At 74.7% G+C, this 16,614-nt stretch carries 12 protein-coding genes and 1 pseudogene; 5 read left to right on the top strand and 8 right to left on the bottom strand.

The window, feature by feature from the left end:
• Nucleotides 1-21 precede the first annotated feature (21 nt).
• The 4 genes from AB0D08_RS28165 to AB0D08_RS28150 form a co-directional block, all read right to left on the bottom strand.
• Nucleotides 22-1,755 (bottom strand): prenyltransferase/squalene oxidase repeat-containing protein, encoded by a 1,734-nt coding sequence (locus AB0D08_RS28165; RefSeq protein WP_051813962.1) that lies wholly within the window; start codon nt 1,753-1,755, stop codon nt 22-24.
• Nucleotides 1,752-3,065 (bottom strand): AMP-binding protein, encoded by a 1,314-nt coding sequence (locus AB0D08_RS28160; RefSeq protein ID WP_051813963.1) that lies wholly within the window; start codon nt 3,063-3,065, stop codon nt 1,752-1,754. The genes AB0D08_RS28165 and AB0D08_RS28160 overlap by 4 nt, the downstream gene beginning before the upstream one ends.
• Nucleotides 3,062-4,456, bottom strand: coding sequence for a lysine 2,3-aminomutase (locus tag AB0D08_RS28155; RefSeq protein ID WP_359892769.1), 1,395 nt, complete (start codon nt 4,454-4,456; stop codon nt 3,062-3,064). The genes AB0D08_RS28160 and AB0D08_RS28155 overlap by 4 nt, the downstream gene beginning before the upstream one ends.
• Before the next feature lie 141 nt (nt 4,457-4,597).
• The gene (locus AB0D08_RS28150; RefSeq protein WP_359892766.1) at nt 4,598-6,061 is read right to left on the bottom strand and encodes an APC family permease; all 1,464 of its coding nucleotides are present in this window, start codon (nt 6,059-6,061) and stop codon (nt 4,598-4,600) included.
• A gap of 372 nt (nt 6,062-6,433) precedes the next feature.
• Between AB0D08_RS28150 and AB0D08_RS28145 the strand changes: the two genes are divergently transcribed.
• Nucleotides 6,434-8,575 (top strand): alpha-galactosidase, encoded by a 2,142-nt coding sequence (locus AB0D08_RS28145; RefSeq protein ID WP_359892763.1) that lies wholly within the window; start codon nt 6,434-6,436, stop codon nt 8,573-8,575.
• Between the two features lie 97 nt (nt 8,576-8,672).
• On the opposite strand, the gene AB0D08_RS28140 is transcribed toward AB0D08_RS28145, so the two are convergent.
• Nucleotides 8,673-9,563 carry a reductase gene (locus AB0D08_RS28140; protein ID WP_359892762.1) on the bottom strand — a complete coding sequence of 297 codons (891 nt, stop codon included), beginning with the start codon at nt 9,561-9,563 and terminating at the stop codon, nt 8,673-8,675.
• 102 nt (nt 9,564-9,665) lie between these two features.
• On the opposite strand from AB0D08_RS28140, the gene AB0D08_RS28135 reads away from it, so the two are divergent.
• The 3 genes from AB0D08_RS28135 (at nt 9,666) to AB0D08_RS28125 (ending at nt 12,879) form a co-directional block, all read left to right on the top strand.
• Entirely contained in the window at nt 9,666-10,595 is a 930-nt protein-coding gene (locus AB0D08_RS28135) for a LysR family transcriptional regulator (RefSeq protein WP_033821905.1), read from the top strand.
• A 137-nt stretch (nt 10,596-10,732) separates the two neighbouring features.
• Entirely contained in the window at nt 10,733-11,962 is a 1,230-nt protein-coding gene (locus AB0D08_RS28130) for an FAD-dependent oxidoreductase (protein WP_359892759.1), read from the top strand.
• Nucleotides 11,959-12,879, top strand: a complete 921-nt coding sequence (locus AB0D08_RS28125; protein WP_033821895.1) for an RNA polymerase sigma-70 factor — start codon at nt 11,959-11,961, stop codon at nt 12,877-12,879. The genes AB0D08_RS28130 and AB0D08_RS28125 overlap by 4 nt, the downstream gene beginning before the upstream one ends.
• Nucleotides 12,880-12,903: 24 nt before the next feature.
• Here AB0D08_RS28125 and AB0D08_RS28120 read toward each other — a convergent pair whose 3' ends face one another.
• From AB0D08_RS28120 to AB0D08_RS28110, 3 genes are all read right to left on the bottom strand, one after another.
• Complete coding sequence (locus AB0D08_RS28120) at nt 12,904-13,908, bottom strand: hypothetical protein (protein WP_033821894.1); 1,005 nt, start codon at nt 13,906-13,908, stop codon at nt 12,904-12,906.
• Between the two features lie 66 nt (nt 13,909-13,974).
• Complete coding sequence (locus AB0D08_RS28115; protein WP_359892756.1) at nt 13,975-14,856, bottom strand: SDR family NAD(P)-dependent oxidoreductase; 882 nt, start codon at nt 14,854-14,856, stop codon at nt 13,975-13,977.
• 174 nt (nt 14,857-15,030) lie between these two features.
• Nucleotides 15,031-15,609 (bottom strand): TetR/AcrR family transcriptional regulator, encoded by a 579-nt coding sequence (locus tag AB0D08_RS28110; protein WP_051813020.1) that lies wholly within the window; start codon nt 15,607-15,609, stop codon nt 15,031-15,033.
• 173 nt (nt 15,610-15,782) lie between these two features.
• Here AB0D08_RS28110 and AB0D08_RS28105 point away from each other — a divergent pair.
• A pseudogene (locus AB0D08_RS28105) lies at nt 15,783-16,451 on the top strand (VOC family protein); the annotation flags it as partial.
• Nucleotides 16,452-16,614: the final 163 nt, after the last annotated feature.

Raw genomic sequence — 16,614 nt, 5'->3', positions numbered from 1 at the left:
CTCCCCTTCGGGTGGTCGGGGTCAGAGGTTGAGCCGCAGCAGGCGGGCGGGAGCGGCGTCGCTGGCGGCCAGCGCGGCGAGCTGCTCGCCGAGGCAGGCGGCCAGCAGGCCGGCCGGCTGGCGGCTGAGCGGGCTCCAGGCGAAGCCGGAGCCGACCCGGACCTTGGCCAGGAACCGGCGCAGCCCGTCCAGGTCGACCGGCAGGCCCAGCACCCGCTGGGTGAGCACGGCCTGGTAGGTCGACAGCAGGTCGGGCAGGCCGCGGGCGGTGGGTCCGAAGCCGCCGAGCGGTCCGGCCCGGTGGGCGAGGCCCGCGCCGAGGTCGCGGGCGGGCCCGTGCTCGCCGAGCAGGTCGAGCACCCGGGCGGCCTGCGCGGTGGCGGCCAGGGTGGGTTCGGCGCCGGGGACCTGGCCGTAGCCGTCCGGGTGGCGGCAGCTCGCCAGGAAGCGCAGCACCGCGGGGGCGTCGGTGCGGCCGGCGGGGTCGAGTCCGGCGGCGGCCAGCGCCTCGACGGCGCTGACGGTGGAGACCAGGTCGGAGCCGCGGCCGAGCCAGTACCCGAAGCCGCCGTCGGTGTTCTGCAGGCCGTGCACCCAGCGGCCGAGGCGTTCGGTGTCCAGGCTCTCGCCGACGGCGGCCAGCGCCTCCACCGCCCAGAGCGTGCAGCGCACCTCGGCGCCCCGGCCGGGCATGTACATCACGCCGTCCTCGTACGGCAGGTGGGCGCCGCGCAGCCAGCGCACCAGGCTGTCGGGGGTGCCGGGGCCGCCGGCGGGCCGCAGCGCGGTGAGGATGGTGACGGCGGCGGTGGCGAGGCTGTCGCCGGCCCGGCCGGGCTCGGTGTAGGTGAACCCGGAGCCGGGCAGCTGGCAGCCGCGGACCTGGTCGGCGATCTCGGCCCGGTGGTCCGGGCCGATCGGGTCGCCGAGCGTCTGGAGGGCGCCGACCACGCTGAACGCGGACCACACGTCGGCGCGTCCGTACCCGGCCCAGCGTTCGTGGCCGCCGCCGGGCAGCCGGCGGTCGGCCAGCCAGCGGCGCAGCGCGTCCGGGTCGCGGGGGGCGGCGCCGAGTGCGTCCAGGGCCCGGACGGCCCGGAACGCCGCCCAGGCGCACGGCTGGGAGGTGGGTCCGAAGCGGAAGCCGCCGCCGGTGTCCTGCTGGTCCTGCAGCCAGCCGGTGAGGGCCGGGGTGTCCCAGGGGCCGAGTGCGTCGCCGGCCGCGGCCCGCCAGGCGAGGGCGCCGTAGTAGCCGGCCCGGACGTCGGGGGTGCGGCTGCCGGGGCTCCAGCCGAGGCCGCCGTCGGGGTGCTGGGTGGCGGCGAGCCAGCCGCCGAGCGCCTCGGGGTCGGGCACCGGGCGGCCGAGGACCTCGCGGTGCACCCGGGTGGCGTAGTAGACGGCCCAGATGTCGGCGCCCTGGCCGGGTGTCATGGCGTAGCCGCCGTCGGCGGTGCGGGTGCCGGCCAGCCAGTCGGCGAGCCGGGCGGGGTCGGGCAGCGGGTGGCCGAGGTCGCCGAGGGCCTGGGCGCAGTAGTAGGTGGCCCAGACGTCCGAGGGCAGGCCGCGCTGCCAGGCGAAGCCGCCGTCGGCGTTCTGCCGGGAGGTCAGGAAGGCGACGGTGTCCTCGGGCCGGGCGGGTTTCTCGCCGAGCCAGTGCAGGGTGCGGACGGCGGCGTAGCTGCACCACAGGTCGGCCTCGCCCTGCCGGGCGCCGCCGTCGGCGAGCAGCGTCAGGGGGCTCGCGGGGCTCACCGGGCGACCATCACATTGGTGCGCTTCCAGTTCTTCTGGCTGCCGCCGGCCTTGGTGACGGCGGGCAGCTGGCTGACCACCAGCACGTCGTCCCAGTGGATGCCGGTGCCGGCGAACCGTTCGCGGGCGTCGGCGGCCAGCGCGTCGTCGGTGTCCTCCACGTCGACGTCGCGTTCCAGGACCAGCCGGGCGGCGGGTGCCTGGACCTGGATCAGGTAGCCGGTGACCCGGTGGTCCTGGTAGACGATCGAGCCGATCAGGCGTTCGTCGACGGTGGTGCCGCCGATCTCGACCCGGTCGGAGCTGCGGCCGTGGATGTGCACGGTCGGCAGGGCCAGGCCGCAGGGGCAGGGTTCGGCCGCGATGTCGGCGACGTCGCCGGTGGCGAGGCGCAGCAGCGGGCGGGCGAAGTTGTTCAGCGGGGTGTCGACCAGTTCGCCGGTGGCGCCGGGCTCGGCCGGTACCAGCTTGTCGCCGTCCCGCAGTTCGAGGATGTGGCCGTGCGGGAGCAGGTGCAGCCGGTCGCGTTCGCAGGTCGCGGCGATGGTGCCGGTCTCGGTGGAGCCGTACGAGGCGTCGAACACCTCGGCCTGCCAGTCGGCGGCCAGTTTGGCGCGCTGGGCCGGCAGCGAGACCTCGCCGAGCAGCATCACGGTCCGTACCTGCGCGCGGACGGCGGCCAGCGCGCCGCGGCTCTTGAGCACCCGGGTCCACTGGGTGAGCACGCCGGGGGCGGCGAACAGCACCTCGGGCCGGTAGCCGGCGAACAGCCGCTCCAGCCGGTCGAAGTCGCACATCCCGGTGGTGAACGGGTAGCAGCGCAGCGCGGCGTGCCCGAGGTACTCGCAGACCCCGGCGACGAAGTCGGCGACCGGGACGATGTCCGAGGGCAGCAGGACGGCGACCCGGCGCGGGTCGGCGCCCAGCGCCCGCCGCCACAGCGGGGCGACGCCGACCACGTTGTGGATGACGTCCTCGGCGAGGCGCGGGGTGGGGGTCGGGGTGCCGGAGGAGCCGGAGCTCTCGTAGTACTTGACGACCCGTTCGAGGCCGGGGCGCTCGAAGTCGGCGGGGCCGGCCTTCAGCCGGTCCTTGGCGGTCGGCTCGACCGCGTCCAGGTCGCGGGCGGCGACGCCGGGAGCGTCCCGGTAGTAGGGCGCCTCGGCGGCGCGGTCCCACAGCAGTGCCAGCTTCTCCCGCTGCACCTCGCGGACCAGCTCGGGCGCGAATCCGCCGGCCTCCAGTTCCTGGAGCCGGCCGTGCGCCGCGGTGAAGGCGGCTGCGGCGGCGGGGTCGTTGAACAGCATCATGAGCTGCGCTCCAATACCGAGAGGACGGGGTCGAACCGGCTGCGCCAGTGCTCCCGGCCGGACTCCGGGAGGCTGTGCATGGGGTCGTGGTACTCGTGGAGCCGCTCCAGCGCCTGCGGGTCGTCGGCGTCCAGCAGGGTCAGGAAGTGCTTGCGCCAGTACGAGATCCCCAGCTCGCGGTCGTAGCGTTCGACCTGGTGCACCCAGCGCTTGCCGGCGTAGGGGACGTCGCAGACCAGCCGGGGGGTGGCGAAGCCCGGCAGGTAGCCCATGATGGCGTCCTGGAGGCGCTGCGCCTCGGCGAGCGAGGTCCGCCAGTGCTCGCTGTTGGGGATGATGTCGCAGAGGTAGAAGTAGTACGGGGTGATGCCGCCGCCGTCGAGGAGGGCGAAGCACAGGTCGAGCAGGGCGGGCGCGCTGTCGTTGACACCGCGCAGCAGGACGCCCTGGTTGCGGACGTCGCGCACGCCCGCCTCCAGCATCGCCCGGGCGGCCTCCTGGACGGAGGCGGTGACCTGCTGGGCGGCGTTGGCGTGGGTGTGCACGGCGATGCTGACGCCGCGGCTGAAGGCGAGCCCGGCGACCCTGGCCATGCCGGCCCGGACGTCGTCGGCGAGCCAGTGCTGCGGCAGGCCGACCAGGGCCTTGGTGGCGATCCGGATGTCGCGGATGTTCTCGATGTCGAGCAGCCGCAGCAGGAAGGCCTCCAGCCGGGGCCAGGGCAGGTTGGCGGTGTCGCCGCCGGAGACCACCACGTCGCGGACGGCGGGGGTGGCCCGCAGGTACTCGACGATCCGGTCGAGGCGGTCGCCGGGCTTGAGCGCGAACCGGTACTTGGGGGTGGCGGGGGTGGCCGGGCCGACCAGGTCCATCCGGGTGCAGTGGCCGCAGTACTGCGGGCAGGTGGCGACCACTTCGGCCAGCACCTTGGTGGGGTAGCGGTGGGTCAGGCCCTCGGCCACCCACATGTCGGCCTCGTGCAGCGAGTCGCGGCTGGCGACCGGGTGGCTGGGCCACTCGGGGTCGCGGTCGGAGGCGGCCGGCAGCATGTAGCGCCGCACCGGGTCGGCGTACAGGGTGTCGGGGGTGGGCGGGCCGTGCGGGCTCATGGTGTTGATCACGTGCGGGGGCAGCAGCAGCGACATGGTCGCGAACTGCTCCTGGTCGCGGGCGACGTCCTCGTAGAACGTCTCGCCCGCGCCCGGGCCGAGCGCCTCCCGCAGCTGCCGCACGTTCTTGACGCAGTGCGCGCGCTGCCACTGCGGGTCGCGCCACTCCTCGGCGGTGACCTGGCTCCACAGCGGGAACCGCCGCCAGTCCGGCTCGATCAGCTCTCTGCGCCGGTACTCGTACAGCACGGTCGAGTTCCCGGCGGGGGTCGTCGTCGTCACGGCGCCCAGCCTCGAACGTTCGAACATCCGTCCTGCATCGCCACCGCATCCCCGGTGCATCCCGGCTGCATTCCCGCTGCATCGGCGCTACATCGGTGGTGGAACGGGCCGCCTGCGGGCCGCCGGGGACCGCCCTCGGGGTCAGCGCACGGCCGTGTCCTCGTCCTCGGGCACCGCCTCCAGCGCCCGGCCGCCGGCGGCGAGCATGCCGAGGAAGAACAGGCCGCCCAGCAGGAGCAGTCCGGCCACGATCACCACGGAGGTCGGCGCGTCCTCGGGGGTCACCAGCACGAAGAGCGCGATCAGCGTCCACACCAGGGCGCTGACGGCGACCGGCAGTTCGAGGCGTCCGAGGTCGAACGCGCCCGCCCGGCGGTCCAGGCGTCTTCGGACGGCCAGGTAGAGCACGATCGTCGCGCCGTAGATCAGGGCCGGCAGGATCGTCGACGAGGTGATCAGCTGCAGCAGTGCCGCCCCCGGCAGCGCGACCATCAGGACGACACCGAGCGCGAGGATCAGCAGGGTGGCCGGGATCGGGGTCCGGGTCCGGGGGTTGACCCGCCGCATCCAGCGGTGGGCGGGGAACCGCGCGTCGCGGGACATCGCGAAGATCAGCCGCGAGCAGGCGACCAGCACCACGGTCCCGGCGCCGAAGAACGCGATCGAGACGGCGGCCAGCAGCGTCTTCTCCGCCACCGGTCCGAGCCGGTCGCGCATGATCGCGGCCACCGGGGAGCCCTCGGCGCTGATCCGGGGCAGGTCCTCGATGGCGGCGGTCAGCGTGATCAGGAACAGCATGCCGAGGATCCCGGCCGCCACCACCGATCCGACGATCGCGCGCGGGACGCTGCGGAACGGGTCCTTCGCCTCCTCGGCCAGGTTGGCCGCGGAGTCGAAGCCGACCAGGGTGGCAAGGCCCATGATCATCGAGAGCATCAGCCCGCCGCCGACGGCGAAGTAGTCCGGGGACCCCGCGGCCACACCCCGGGAGACCAGGTTGCCGGGCGAACCGTCACCGGTCACCAGTACGGCGACCACCAGCGCGACCGCGACGACCACGACCAGCGTCAGTTCCAGCCCCACGGCGGCCGAGTTGATCCAGCTGACCAGCCGGGTCGAGGCGATCGCGACCACCGCCTGGACCAGCAGCACCGCCAGGGTGATCAGGCGCGCGGTGTCCTCGTCCGCCGCGAGGCCGGCCAGCGGCATCAGGGCCAGGCTCGCCAGCGCGTTGTCGATCGCCACCACGGCGATCGCCAGGTAGCAGAAGGTCAGCCAGCCGAACCACCAGCCGGCCCTGGGGCTGCCCAGCCGCGACGCCCACTGGTAGGAGGAGCCGCTGAGCGGGATGCGGGCCGCGAACTGCGCCACCACCAGGGCCACCAGGGTCTGCCCCACCGCCGCGACGGTCCACAGCCAGATCCCGACCGGCCCGGCCGTCTGCAGCACCTCGTCGAAGGTCGCGAAGATGCCGACCGCCACCGAGATGAACGCGAAGGAGATCGCGAAGACCTGGAAGGAGCCGAGCGAACGCCGCAACTCCTGCCGGTAGGCCGTCCCCTCGGTGCCTGCGCCCTGCGGCCCGCCCGTCGAAGCCTCCGCCATCTCGGACTCCCTCGCCGCCGCGCCGCTCCGCCGCGGCGCGGAGCAGGTCACCGCGAGTCTCCTCCCCGGGCCGCCGCCACCCCGTCCCGCCCGCCCCGCCACGCGCGGCGATGCCCCGGACGGCCGCATCCGCCGCCGCCGGACCGCCGCGGCAGCTCCAGCAGGCAAGTGAACACAATCCAGCAGGACCGCACAGAATTCCGCGCGACCCCTATTGCCATGTCGCATGTGCAATTACACTCCACCCAGCAAGCCCCCGTCAGAAGCGTTGTCCCGCAAGCCATCCGTCCGACACCGGAGCGCGCGAGCGACAGGCGACCTTCTGTTCGTTTCTGTCACCCCCACCCTCCCCCACCCCTCCGGAGCGCCCGCATGCCCTCTGCACCCCCGGCACGGCGCCGGACCAACGCCCTGAGAAGCGTCCTGCTGACGCTGGCGCTGGCCGCCCCCTGTCTCGCCGTCACCTCCGGCGCGTCCGCCCAGGCCGCACCACCGGCCCCGGCCGCACCGCCCGCCCTCGCGCCGGCCCTCGCCAACGGCGCCGCCCTCACCCCGCCGATGGGCTGGAACTCCTGGAACGCCCTCGGCACCCAGGTCGACCAGCAGCAGGTCGAGCAGACCATCGACTTCATGGCCGCCAACGGCCTGGCCGCGGCCGGCTACGACACCGTCACCATCGACGACGGCTGGTCACTGATGCACCGCACCGGCCAGAGCACCGACCTGGTCCGCCACCCCGACGGCTCGATGCAGCTCTACGACGCCGCCGGCAACCCGGTCAGCGGCACCGACGGCGGCGGCCTCGACCCGACCACCGGCCACCTGATCCCCGACCCGCGCAACTTCCCGTCCCGCACCGTCGACGGACGGACCGTCAACGGCATCGAGTACCTGGCCCGGTACGCCCACGCCAAGGGCATGAAGTTCGGGCTCTACAGCACCGACACCTACACCACCTGCCAGGGCCACCCCGGCAGCCTCGGCCACGAGAGCACCGACGCCGCCGACTTCGTCGGCTGGGGCGTCGACTACGTCAAGTACGACGACTGCCCCTACGGCCCGCAGATCATCGGCCCGGACGGCCACAACTACTGGACCCAGGGCGAGGGCAAGGAGCTCACCCGCTCGATGTACGCCCGGGTGCAGACCTTCCAGCGCGAGCTCGACGCCGCCTCCGCCGCCCAGGGGCGCCCGCGGGTGACGCTGAGCGTCTCCGCCCAGCCCGTGCACTCCGGGGTGCCGTACCTGCTGGCCGCCGACGACCCGGCCCGCACCGACCCGGTCATCCGGGCCGCCGGCACCCCCGCCTTCCAGGCCCCGGGCTACGCCCCCACCGGGGTGTGGTGCGGGCAGGTCGCCAACCTCTGCCGGATCGGCGGCGACCGCGACAGCGAGATCGACGGCGTGCTGTACAACGGCCAGCTGCGCACCGCGCTGGAGTACCCGGCCAATGTGCGCCCGGGCAGCTGGAACGACATGGACATGATGTTCACCGGCTGGAAGTACGCCTACGCGCTGTGGGGCACGCCCGCCGACACCTGCGTCTGCCACAAGCCCTTCACCGACGACGAGTCCCGCACCGAGATGTCGGTGCTGTCGATGATGGCGTCACCGCTGATCTCCGGCGCGGACCTGCGCACCGCCGCCCAGACGGTCCAGAACCGGGACGGCTACACCTGGTCCACCGGCATCTCGGACTCCGCCCTCACGGTGTACAAGAACCGCGACGTCATCGCGGTCGACCAGGACCCGCTCGGCAAGCCCGCCACCCTGGTCGGCGGCCCGCCGAACCGCGCCACCGACCCGGTGGTGCTCAGGCGCCAGCTGGCCGGCGGCGACCTCGCCGTCCTGCTGCTCAACCAGGACGGCGGCACCGCCCGGACGGTCTCCACCAGCCTGTCGGCGATCGGCGCGGGCGGCCCCGGCTACTCGGCGAAGGAGCTGTGGACCGGCGCCGGCGCCGACGTCACCACCGCGGGCGGCGGCACTCTGAGCGCGTACCTGCCGCCGCACGGCGCCGCCCTGTACCGGCTGTCCCCGCTGCCCGCCACCGTCCCGGCCGCACTGGTCGGCGACGGCCGCTACCACGCGCTGTCCGCCGGCGGCACCGGCGGCCAGGTCCTGGAGGTCGAGGGCACCTGCAGCTCGCCGGTGGGCTCGGCCGCGGACGTCAACACCTGGTGGCCGACCCACACCTCCGAGATGTGGACCTTCACCGCCAACCCGGACGGCACCGTGCGGATCAGTGACAACTGCTTCACCGGCACCCATGTGCACACGGTGCTCGCCGCGGGCAGCGCGCCGGGCAACAGCGCCTACCTGCTGGACTACTCGCCGGGCAACCCCTGGCAGGAGTGGCGGGTCGTCCAGTCCACCACGACCGGCGCACTGACCATCACCAACGTCGCGACCGGCCTGGTGCTCGACACCGCCGGCCCCGGCGCCGGCTCACGGGCGGTGACCAACACCGCCAACACGGCCGCCCCGGGCCAGTCCTGGACCGCGGTGTCCTGACCACCGCCGCCGGTCGCGGCGGCCCGTTCCCCGGTGGCCCCGGGGACGGGCCGCCGGGACGTGCCTCAGGCCCGGGCCTGCTCGCACCCGGGCCTGCTCACACCCGGGCCTCCTCGATGACCTGTGGCAGCCAGTCGGCGACCCACGAGAACGGGAAGCCCAGGCGGGTCGCGCGGCCGGTGTCCATCGGGTAGCAGGTGTCGAAGGAGAACGGCGAGACCTCCTCGCCGGCCCCGACCGCGAGCACCGGCTCCGCACCGACCACCCGCCCCACCGCGGCGGCCAACTCGCGGGCGTCCAAGGTCCCGTGGGAGGCCGCGTTGACCGGGCCGGTGAAGTCCGCGGCGGCCGCCCAGGCCAGGAAGCGGGCGATCTCCGGCTCGTGGACGAAGGACGCGGGCCGCGGCTCGGCGTGCACCACCACCGGCAGACCGCGCCCGATCCGCTCGACGTAGTGGGCCAGACGCCCGGTGAAGTCGGCGCCGCCGAGGACGTGCGCGGTGCGGACGGCGGCGACCTCGAACGGCGCCTGCCGGGCGAGCAGCGCCTCCGCCTGACGCTTTCCCTCGGCGTAGTGCTCCGCCCGGAACCGCTCGTCCGCCCACGGCAGCTGCAGATCCACCGGCCGGGCGGCCGGATCGACGGCCGACTCCGGGAGCGGCGCCGCGCCCGGCCGGCCGAGCCCTGCGTAGACCTCGACCGTGGAGGTCAGGACGTAGCGCCGGGTGCGCCCGGCGAAGACCCGGGCGGCGACGGCGGCTTGGAGCGGCGAGTAGCAGACCTGGTCCACGACCACGTCGAAGGACCGGCCGGCGAGCGCCGAGCGCAGCGCGCCCTCGTCGTCGCGGTCGGCGATCAGCCGGGTCACGCCGTGCGGCGCGGGCGTCGAGCCCCGGTTGACAACGGTCACGGCCGCCCCCGCGTCCCGCAGGTCCCCGATCAGCCTCCGCCCGAAGTGGCGGCTCCCGCCGATCACGCACACATCCATCGCACAGCCTCGTTCCCGTCTCGGCGCCATCGGTGATCAGTCTGCGCCCGGCCGTTCCACAGCGGTAGTGTCGATCGGCACACCCCATCGCAAGGAGAACTGTTGATCGACGTCCAGCGGCTGGCCGTGCTGCGCGAGGTCGCCCGGCACGGCAGCTTCAACCGGGCGGCGCAGGAGCTGCACTGCACACCGTCGGCCGTATCGCAGCAGATCGCCGCGTTGGAGCGGAGCCTCGGCGTGCCCGCGGTCGAACGGTCCACCCGTGGCGTGACGCTGACGGACGCGGGCCGGCTGCTGGTCGAGGCCGCGGACGCGATCGCCGCCGAACTCGCCGACACCCAGCAGCGCCTGGACCGCCTGACCGCCGAACGGACGACGCTCACCGTCGCCACGTTCGCGAGCGCCGGCCGCCGGCTGCTGCCCGCCGCACTGGCCGGGTTCCTCGCCGACCACCCCGAAGTGGCGCTGACGGTCCTGGAGGCGGAGCCCGAGGAGAGCCTGCCGGCCGTCCGCGAGGGCCGGGCCGACCTCGCCCTCGCGTACCACTTCGACGGCCCGCCGCCCGCCCGGCCGGGCGACCGGTCCGGCCTGGACTGGACGCCGCTCGGCGCGGACCCGCTCCACGTCGTCCTGCCCCGCCGCCACCCGGCCGCGCTCCGCGCCGGGTCGCGACCGCCGCGCCTGGCCGAACTCGCCGACCAGCGCTGGATCCTCGGCTGCCGGGCGTCGGCCGCCCAGGTCACCCGGTACGCCGAGCTGGCCGGCATCGAGCTGCAGATCTGCTGCACCGCGACGGACTACGACTTCGCCCAGTCGCTGGTCCACGCCGGCGTCGGTATCGCCCTGATCCCCGAACTGGGCCTGACCCGCCACCCGGGGCTGGTCGCCCTCCCGCTGGCCGGGCCGGGCCCGTGCCGCCATCTGGGGCTGGCCCTCTCCCGCCGCCGCCGCGGCCCGGCGGCCGGGCCCGCCGAGGACCTGGCCGCCCGCCTCCTCGACCAGGCCCGCCTCCTCGACCGAGCCCGGACCTGACCGCCGGCCCCGACCGGGAGCCCCACCGCGCCCCGGCCCGGCGAGCCTGTGTCGCACGTCACACCGGCCGGATGTCACGAACGGCCCGGCATCTTCCATCCCGTGGTCATCAGCAGCAGGCGGAGGAAGGCGGAACGATGAACGAGCGACGCACCGCAGGGGCCACGACCGCGCACCGGGTGGTGGTCCTCGGCGCGGGCTACGCAGGGATGTCCGCGGCGGTCCAGCTCGCGGCCCGGACCCGGGGCCGGGCGGACGTGCAGGTGACCGTGGTGAACGCCCGGGAACGGTTCACCGAGCGGATGCGGCTGCACCTGACCGGCACCGGGCAGCAGGTCGCCCACCTGAGCATCCCGGAGATGCTGGCCGGCACCGGCGCACGGTTCGAACGCGGCTGGGTGACGGCCGTCGACGCGGACGCCAGGACGGTCCGGATCGACGACGACCGCGTGCTGCCCTACGACACCCTGGTGTACGGGCTGGGCGGTGTCGCCGACACCGCCTCGGTACCGGGCGTCGAGGAGCACGCCCACACGCTGAACGGCGCGCAGGACGCCGAGGTACTCGCCGGGCGGCTGGCACATCTCGGCAACAGCAACGGCAGCGGCAGCGGCCGCGGCACGGTGGTGGTGGTCGGCACCGGCCTCACCGGCATCGAGTCGGCCGCGGAGATCGCCGAACAGTACCCGGGCCTGCGGGTCGTACTGCTGGGCCGGACCGAGCCGGGCGCAGCCATGAACCCGAAGGCCGGGGCGTACCTGCGGGCCGCGCTGGTCCGCCTGGGCGTGCGGGCGCGCAGCGGCGTCGAGGTGGTGAAGGTCCTGCCGGGGGCGGTCGAGCTGGCCGGCGGGGAGAGCGTTCCCGCCGACGTGGTCCTGTGGACCAGCGGTACCCGGGTGTCGCCGCTGGCGGCCGCCGCCGGGCTGGGCGTCGACGAACGCGGCCGGGTGGTCACCGACGAGGCGCTGCGGTCGGTGTCCCACCCGGCGGTGTACGCCGTGGGCGACGCGGCGGCCGTCCGCCAGCACTACGGCGTCATGCACGGCACCTGCCAGGGCGGCATGCCGACCGGTGTGCACGCGGCGGTGTCGATCCTGCGCGAGCTGGCCGGCCGGCGGCCCCGGCCGTTCCGTTTCGGGTACTACCACACGCCGGTGAGCCTCGGACGGCACGACGCCGTCGTCCAGTTCACCCGGCCCGACGACAGCCCGCGCCGGGTCCACCTGACCGGCCGTCGGGCGGCTTGGTACAAAGAGGTGGTGACCGCCGCACCTTGGCCGACGTACGGCCGGATGAGGAAGATGCCCGCCTCGGGCGCGCTCTGGCCGCGCGGCGGCCGCTTCACCCGGGTCGGGCGGCAGCGGTGACCCGGCCGTCCGCCGACCCCGGCCAGCAGGTGTTCCTCCAGCACCGTGCGCTGCTGTTCTCGGTGGCCTACCGCATCCTCGGCACCGCGGCCGATGCCGAGGACGCGGTCCAGGACGCCTGGATCAAGTGGTCGGCCGCCGACCGGTCGCAGGTGGCCGACCCCAAGGCGTACCTGGCACGGATCGTGTCGAACCTGGCTCTGGAGCGGCTGCGCTCCACCCGGCACCAGCGGGAGACCTATGTGGGGCCGTGGCTGCCGGAGCCGGTGCTGACCGGCGGGGACGCGGCCGACGCGGCCGTGGACGCCGAGTCGGTGTCGATGGCGATGCTGGTGGTGCTGGAGACGCTGAGCCCGCTGGAGCGCGCGGTGTTCGTGCTCAACGAGGTCTTCGGCTTCCGGCACGCGGAGATCGCCGAGGCGGTGGAGCGGTCCGAGGCCGCGGTGCGGCAGGCGGCGCACCGCGCGCGGGCGCACGTCCGGGCCCGCCGTCCGCGCTTCACCGCCGACCGGGCGCGCCGACGCGCCGTCACCGAGCGGTTCTTCGCCGCCTCGACCGGGGGTGACGTCAACGCCCTGCTGGAGGTGCTGTCCCCGGACGTCACGCTGTGGACCGACGGCGGCGGGAAGGTCCGCCAGGCGATGCGCCCGGTCGTGGGCGCGGCCACGGTGGCGGGCTGGTTCGCCGCCATCGGCACCGTCACCTACCAGGGCATCGAGCCGGCCGACATGGACGCCGCCCTGGTCGAGCTCAACGGCGGCCCCGGGATCCTGTTCAGCGGCGGCGGCCGGGTGATCGCCACCGTGACCTTCGACTTCGACGCCGAGGGCCGCATCACCACCATCCACAACGTCGCCAACCCGGACAAGCTCCGGGCCGTCGCCGAGGGCACCGCCCACCGGCTCGGCACCCGCTAGGCCGGCAGGGGCCGGCTCCGTACCTCAGCTGCAGGCGAGGAGCCAGAGGAAGACGGAGGCCGCCTGGACCAGGTCCTCCGTCTCCTCGGTCTGGGTGAGCAGCGGGCCCGGTACGTGGAGCAGTTCCCAGCCGGCCGGGTCGGCCGGTTCCTGCGGCTCGGCCGCCCACAGGTGGTCGATCTCCTCGACGGCGGTGGACAGCAGGGCGCACGCACCGGCCACGGCTCCGAGCACCTGGGCCGCCGGGCCCGGCTCGCCCCGGTCGTCGCCCGGCAGGCTGTCGGCGGCGGCGGACAGCCGGGTGGCGAGGTCCACCAGGTAGGAGGCCCGTGCCCGCCAGGTCGCGGGTCCGCGGGCCGGTGCCCGGTCCAGCCGGAGCCGTCCGCAGCAGGCCCGTTCCGCGGCGGTGGGGTGCCGGATGCCCTGCTCCCGGAGGTCGTCCGCCCGCTGCATGGCCCGGCGGGCCCGGGCGAGGGCGGCCGGCCAGTCGCCGCCGTCCCAGTCGGGTGTCGCCCGCAGTTCGCGGACCCGGTGACCGAGTGTCAGCCGTGTCCCGGCGGGGCGCGGGCGTGGGAGATCGGCCGTGGCGTGGGCCCGCAGGATCGGCCCGACGCCCGCGACCGACTCCGGGCTGCCGAACCCGACACCGCCGCCGAGACCGGCCTCGGGCAGCGGACCGGCCGCCGGCGGGCCGGATCCGGTGCCGCAGCGGCGGACGGCGTCGGCCAGGGGGACCTGGTCGACCAGGATCCCGGCCTCGTACGCGGCCTGCCAGAACACCAGGGCCACGGTGTGCGGGCCGCTCCCCCACGGCCACTTCGGCCACTTCGGCCGGCTCGGCGGGGAACCGGGTGCGCCGGACGGCCCCCGTCGGGTGGCGGCGCCGGCCAGCGGGTCCTGCTCCTGGTGCCAGGCGGTCAGTACCGCGCCCTGAGCGCAGGCCCGTTCCCACGAGCCGCACCCGTACGCGGCCCGGTGCCGCGACTCCCACCCGTCCGCATCCGTACCCGCACCCGTCTCCGCCGTCACGGGATGCACCGTACCGGGAGCGGTCCGCCCGAACCGCCGTACGGGCGCCCGGGACCGCTCAGGCGGTCACGCGGTGGCCGGGACGGGCGCCAGCTCGCGGCTGAGCCTCAGCACGTCGTCGACCGTCCGGCGGTCGGTGCTGCCGCGGAAAGCGGGGACGGGCCGGACGTCGGGGCCGATGAGCAGACCGGTCCGGCCGTCGAGGGACGGGTCGGTGGCGGCGAAGACGGACGGCCGGGCCGCGGTGGACGCGGGGCCGGCGGTGGAGCGTTCGAAGGTCCGCCGGACCAGGGGCCACAGCAGGCGCAGCCCCGGGGAGACGATCCTGGGTGAGGTCATGGTGCCGTTGGTCATGTCGGTCGCGGCGCCGCCGGGGTCGGCCGCGAAGACGGTGACGCCGGTGCCGCGCAGGCGCTCGGCCAGGTCGAGGGTGTAGGCCAGGTTGGCGAGCTTGGCGCGGCCGTACCAGTGGAAGCCGTAGTAGCCGCCGGGCGGTTCGACGGCGTCGAAGGTGCGCTTGGCGACCCGGATCGCGCCGGAGCTGACGTTGACGATCCGGCTGGGTCCGCCGGCCCGGAGCCGGTCCAGCAGCAGTTCGGTCAGCAGGTACGGCGAGAGGTGGTTGACGGCGAAGGTCGCCTCGATGCCGTCGACGGTCCGCTGCCGGTGGGCGAACATCGCACCGACGTTGTTGACCAGGATCTTCAGCGGCCCTTCGGCGGCCAGCCGGGCGCCGAGGGCCCGGACCTCGGCGAGCGAGGCGAGGTCGGCGGCCAGGAAGCGGGGTTCGGCGCCGGTGGCGGTGGCCGCGATCCGTTCGAGCGCGCGGGCGCCGCGCCCGGCGTCCCGGCCGACCACGGTGACGGCGAGCCCGCGTTCGGCCAGGGCGATGGCGGTCTCCAGGCCGATGCCGCCGGTTCCCGCCGTGATGACCGCTCGTTGTTCCATGGCTCTGCCCTTCGTCGCCGCATCCACAGAAAGCGGATACGAATCCGTTTCGATGGGGGCACGCTAGCACAATCGGATACCTATCCGTTTAGCTGACCGCGGCCTGCTCCGGCGCCGCACGCAGGGGACTTCATCGGGGAGCGGCGCTCAGCGAGGGGGGTTCAGCGAGGGGGGTCAGCGAGGGGGGCGCAGGCCTTCGAGCAGGATGTCGAGGTAGACCCCGGCGCGGGCGGAGTCGTCGTCGCCGGAGCGGACCGCGTGCTCGATGCCGCACAGCAGCCGGCGGACGTCGCCGGCTCGCAGGCCGGGCCGGATCACGCCGGTCAGGCGGGCCCGGTCGAGCAGTCGGGCCACCGCGTCGTCGAGTTCGGCCTTCATCGCCGAGGTGTGCGCCTCGGCGTCGTTGGCGGACTCGAGCACGGCGGCGAAGCCGGTGTCCTCCAGGGCGCGGGCCAGGGTGAACCGCAGGAGGCGGCGCAGACCCGCGAAGGCGTCCTCGTCGGCCGCGGCCGCCCTGGCCTCCAGGACCAGTTCCTGGAACCGCTCCGCGGACAGGGCCTCCAGCAGCGCGTGACGGTTGGGGAAGTGCCGGTACACGGTTCCCACGCCGACACCGGCAAGCCTGGCGATGGCGTTCAGCTGGAGCGAGTCGTCACCGGCGGCCAGCTGCTCGCGGGCGATGCGCAACACCAGCGCCCGGTTGCGCGCCGCGTCCGCGCGCAGCACTGGCCCCTGCTCGGATCTCGGTGTCACCCGCCCAGCATACGGGCCCCTCGGTCGGCCCCCGAGCCGGGCACCGGCCGCCGCTCGGCGGTGCACCGCAGCGGAACCGTTAATGAGTTGACCGCGTGGCCCCGTCTGGGCAGGCTCCAGCGAGCACCTGCCAGCACCTGCCCAACGGCCCCTGTGATCGGAGATGTCCGGGGATGACGTCGCACCTCCACGCACTCTGCTTCGACGCGAACGACCCGCGCCGTCTCGCCCGCTTCTGGTCGGACCTGCTGGGCCGCGAGCTGACCGACGACTCCCCGGGCGCCCCCGCCGACGGCCTCACGGTCCTGCCGGACGACGACACCGGGTTCCGGCTCCGCTTCCTCCCGTCCGAGGAGCGCAAGACCGTCCAGAACCACATGCACTTCGACCTGACCAGCACCTCCGCGGACGACCAGCAGGCGGTCGTGGACCGGGCGCTGCGGCTCGGTGCCCGGCACATCGACGTCGGTCAGCGCCCGGAGGAGGGGCACGTGGTGCTCGCCGACCTCGAGGGCAACGAGTTCTGCGTCATCGCGCCGGGCAACAAGTTCCTCGCCGGCTGCGGCTTCCTCGGGGCGCTCGCCTGCGACGGATCGCAGGAGGTCGGGTACTTCTGGAACCGGGCGCTCGGTTGGCCGCTGGTCTGGGACCAGGAGCAGGAGACCGCGATCCGCTCGCCGCTCGGCGGCCCGAAGCTCACCTGGGGCGGCCCGCCCCTGATGCCGAAGGCCGGGCGCAGCCGCCTGCACTTCGACCTCGTCACACCCGCCGGCGGTGACCCGCAGGCGGAGGTCGACCGCCTCACCGGCCTCGGAGCGATCCTGCTCGACGACGGTACGGGCGCTGGCAGCACGGGCGACGGCGCTACGGGCGACGGCTGTACGGGCCGGGTCGGCAGGGTGGCGATGGAGATGTACTCGCTCCACATCGCGGGGTCCTCCGTGAATGCGTCCGGATCCGGTTCGAGGAGGGTGAAACCGTGGGGTGTGGCGTACCCCCACACCC

The sequence above is a fragment of the Kitasatospora sp. NPDC048540 genome (assembly GCF_040651175.1).
Lineage (GTDB): Bacteria > Actinomycetota > Actinomycetes > Streptomycetales > Streptomycetaceae > Kitasatospora.
The sequence above is the reverse complement of the archived record's forward strand: the minus strand, read 5'-3'. Positions and strand labels throughout refer to the sequence as shown.

Coding starts and splice junctions, on each gene's coding strand:
- AB0D08_RS28160 (WP_051813963.1), bottom strand. CDS start 3,065: ATGATGCTGTTCAACGACCCCGCCGCCGCAGCCGCCTTCACCGCGGCG.
- AB0D08_RS28150 (WP_359892766.1), bottom strand. CDS start 6,061: ATGGCGGAGGCTTCGACGGGCGGGCCGCAGGGCGCAGGCACCGAGGGG.
- AB0D08_RS28145 (WP_359892763.1), top strand. CDS start 6,434: ATGCCCTCTGCACCCCCGGCACGGCGCCGGACCAACGCCCTGAGAAGC.
- AB0D08_RS28140 (WP_359892762.1), bottom strand. CDS start 9,563: ATGGATGTGTGCGTGATCGGCGGGAGCCGCCACTTCGGGCGGAGGCTG.
- AB0D08_RS28130 (WP_359892759.1), top strand. CDS start 10,733: ATGAACGAGCGACGCACCGCAGGGGCCACGACCGCGCACCGGGTGGTG.
- AB0D08_RS28115 (WP_359892756.1), bottom strand. CDS start 14,856: ATGGAACAACGAGCGGTCATCACGGCGGGAACCGGCGGCATCGGCCTG.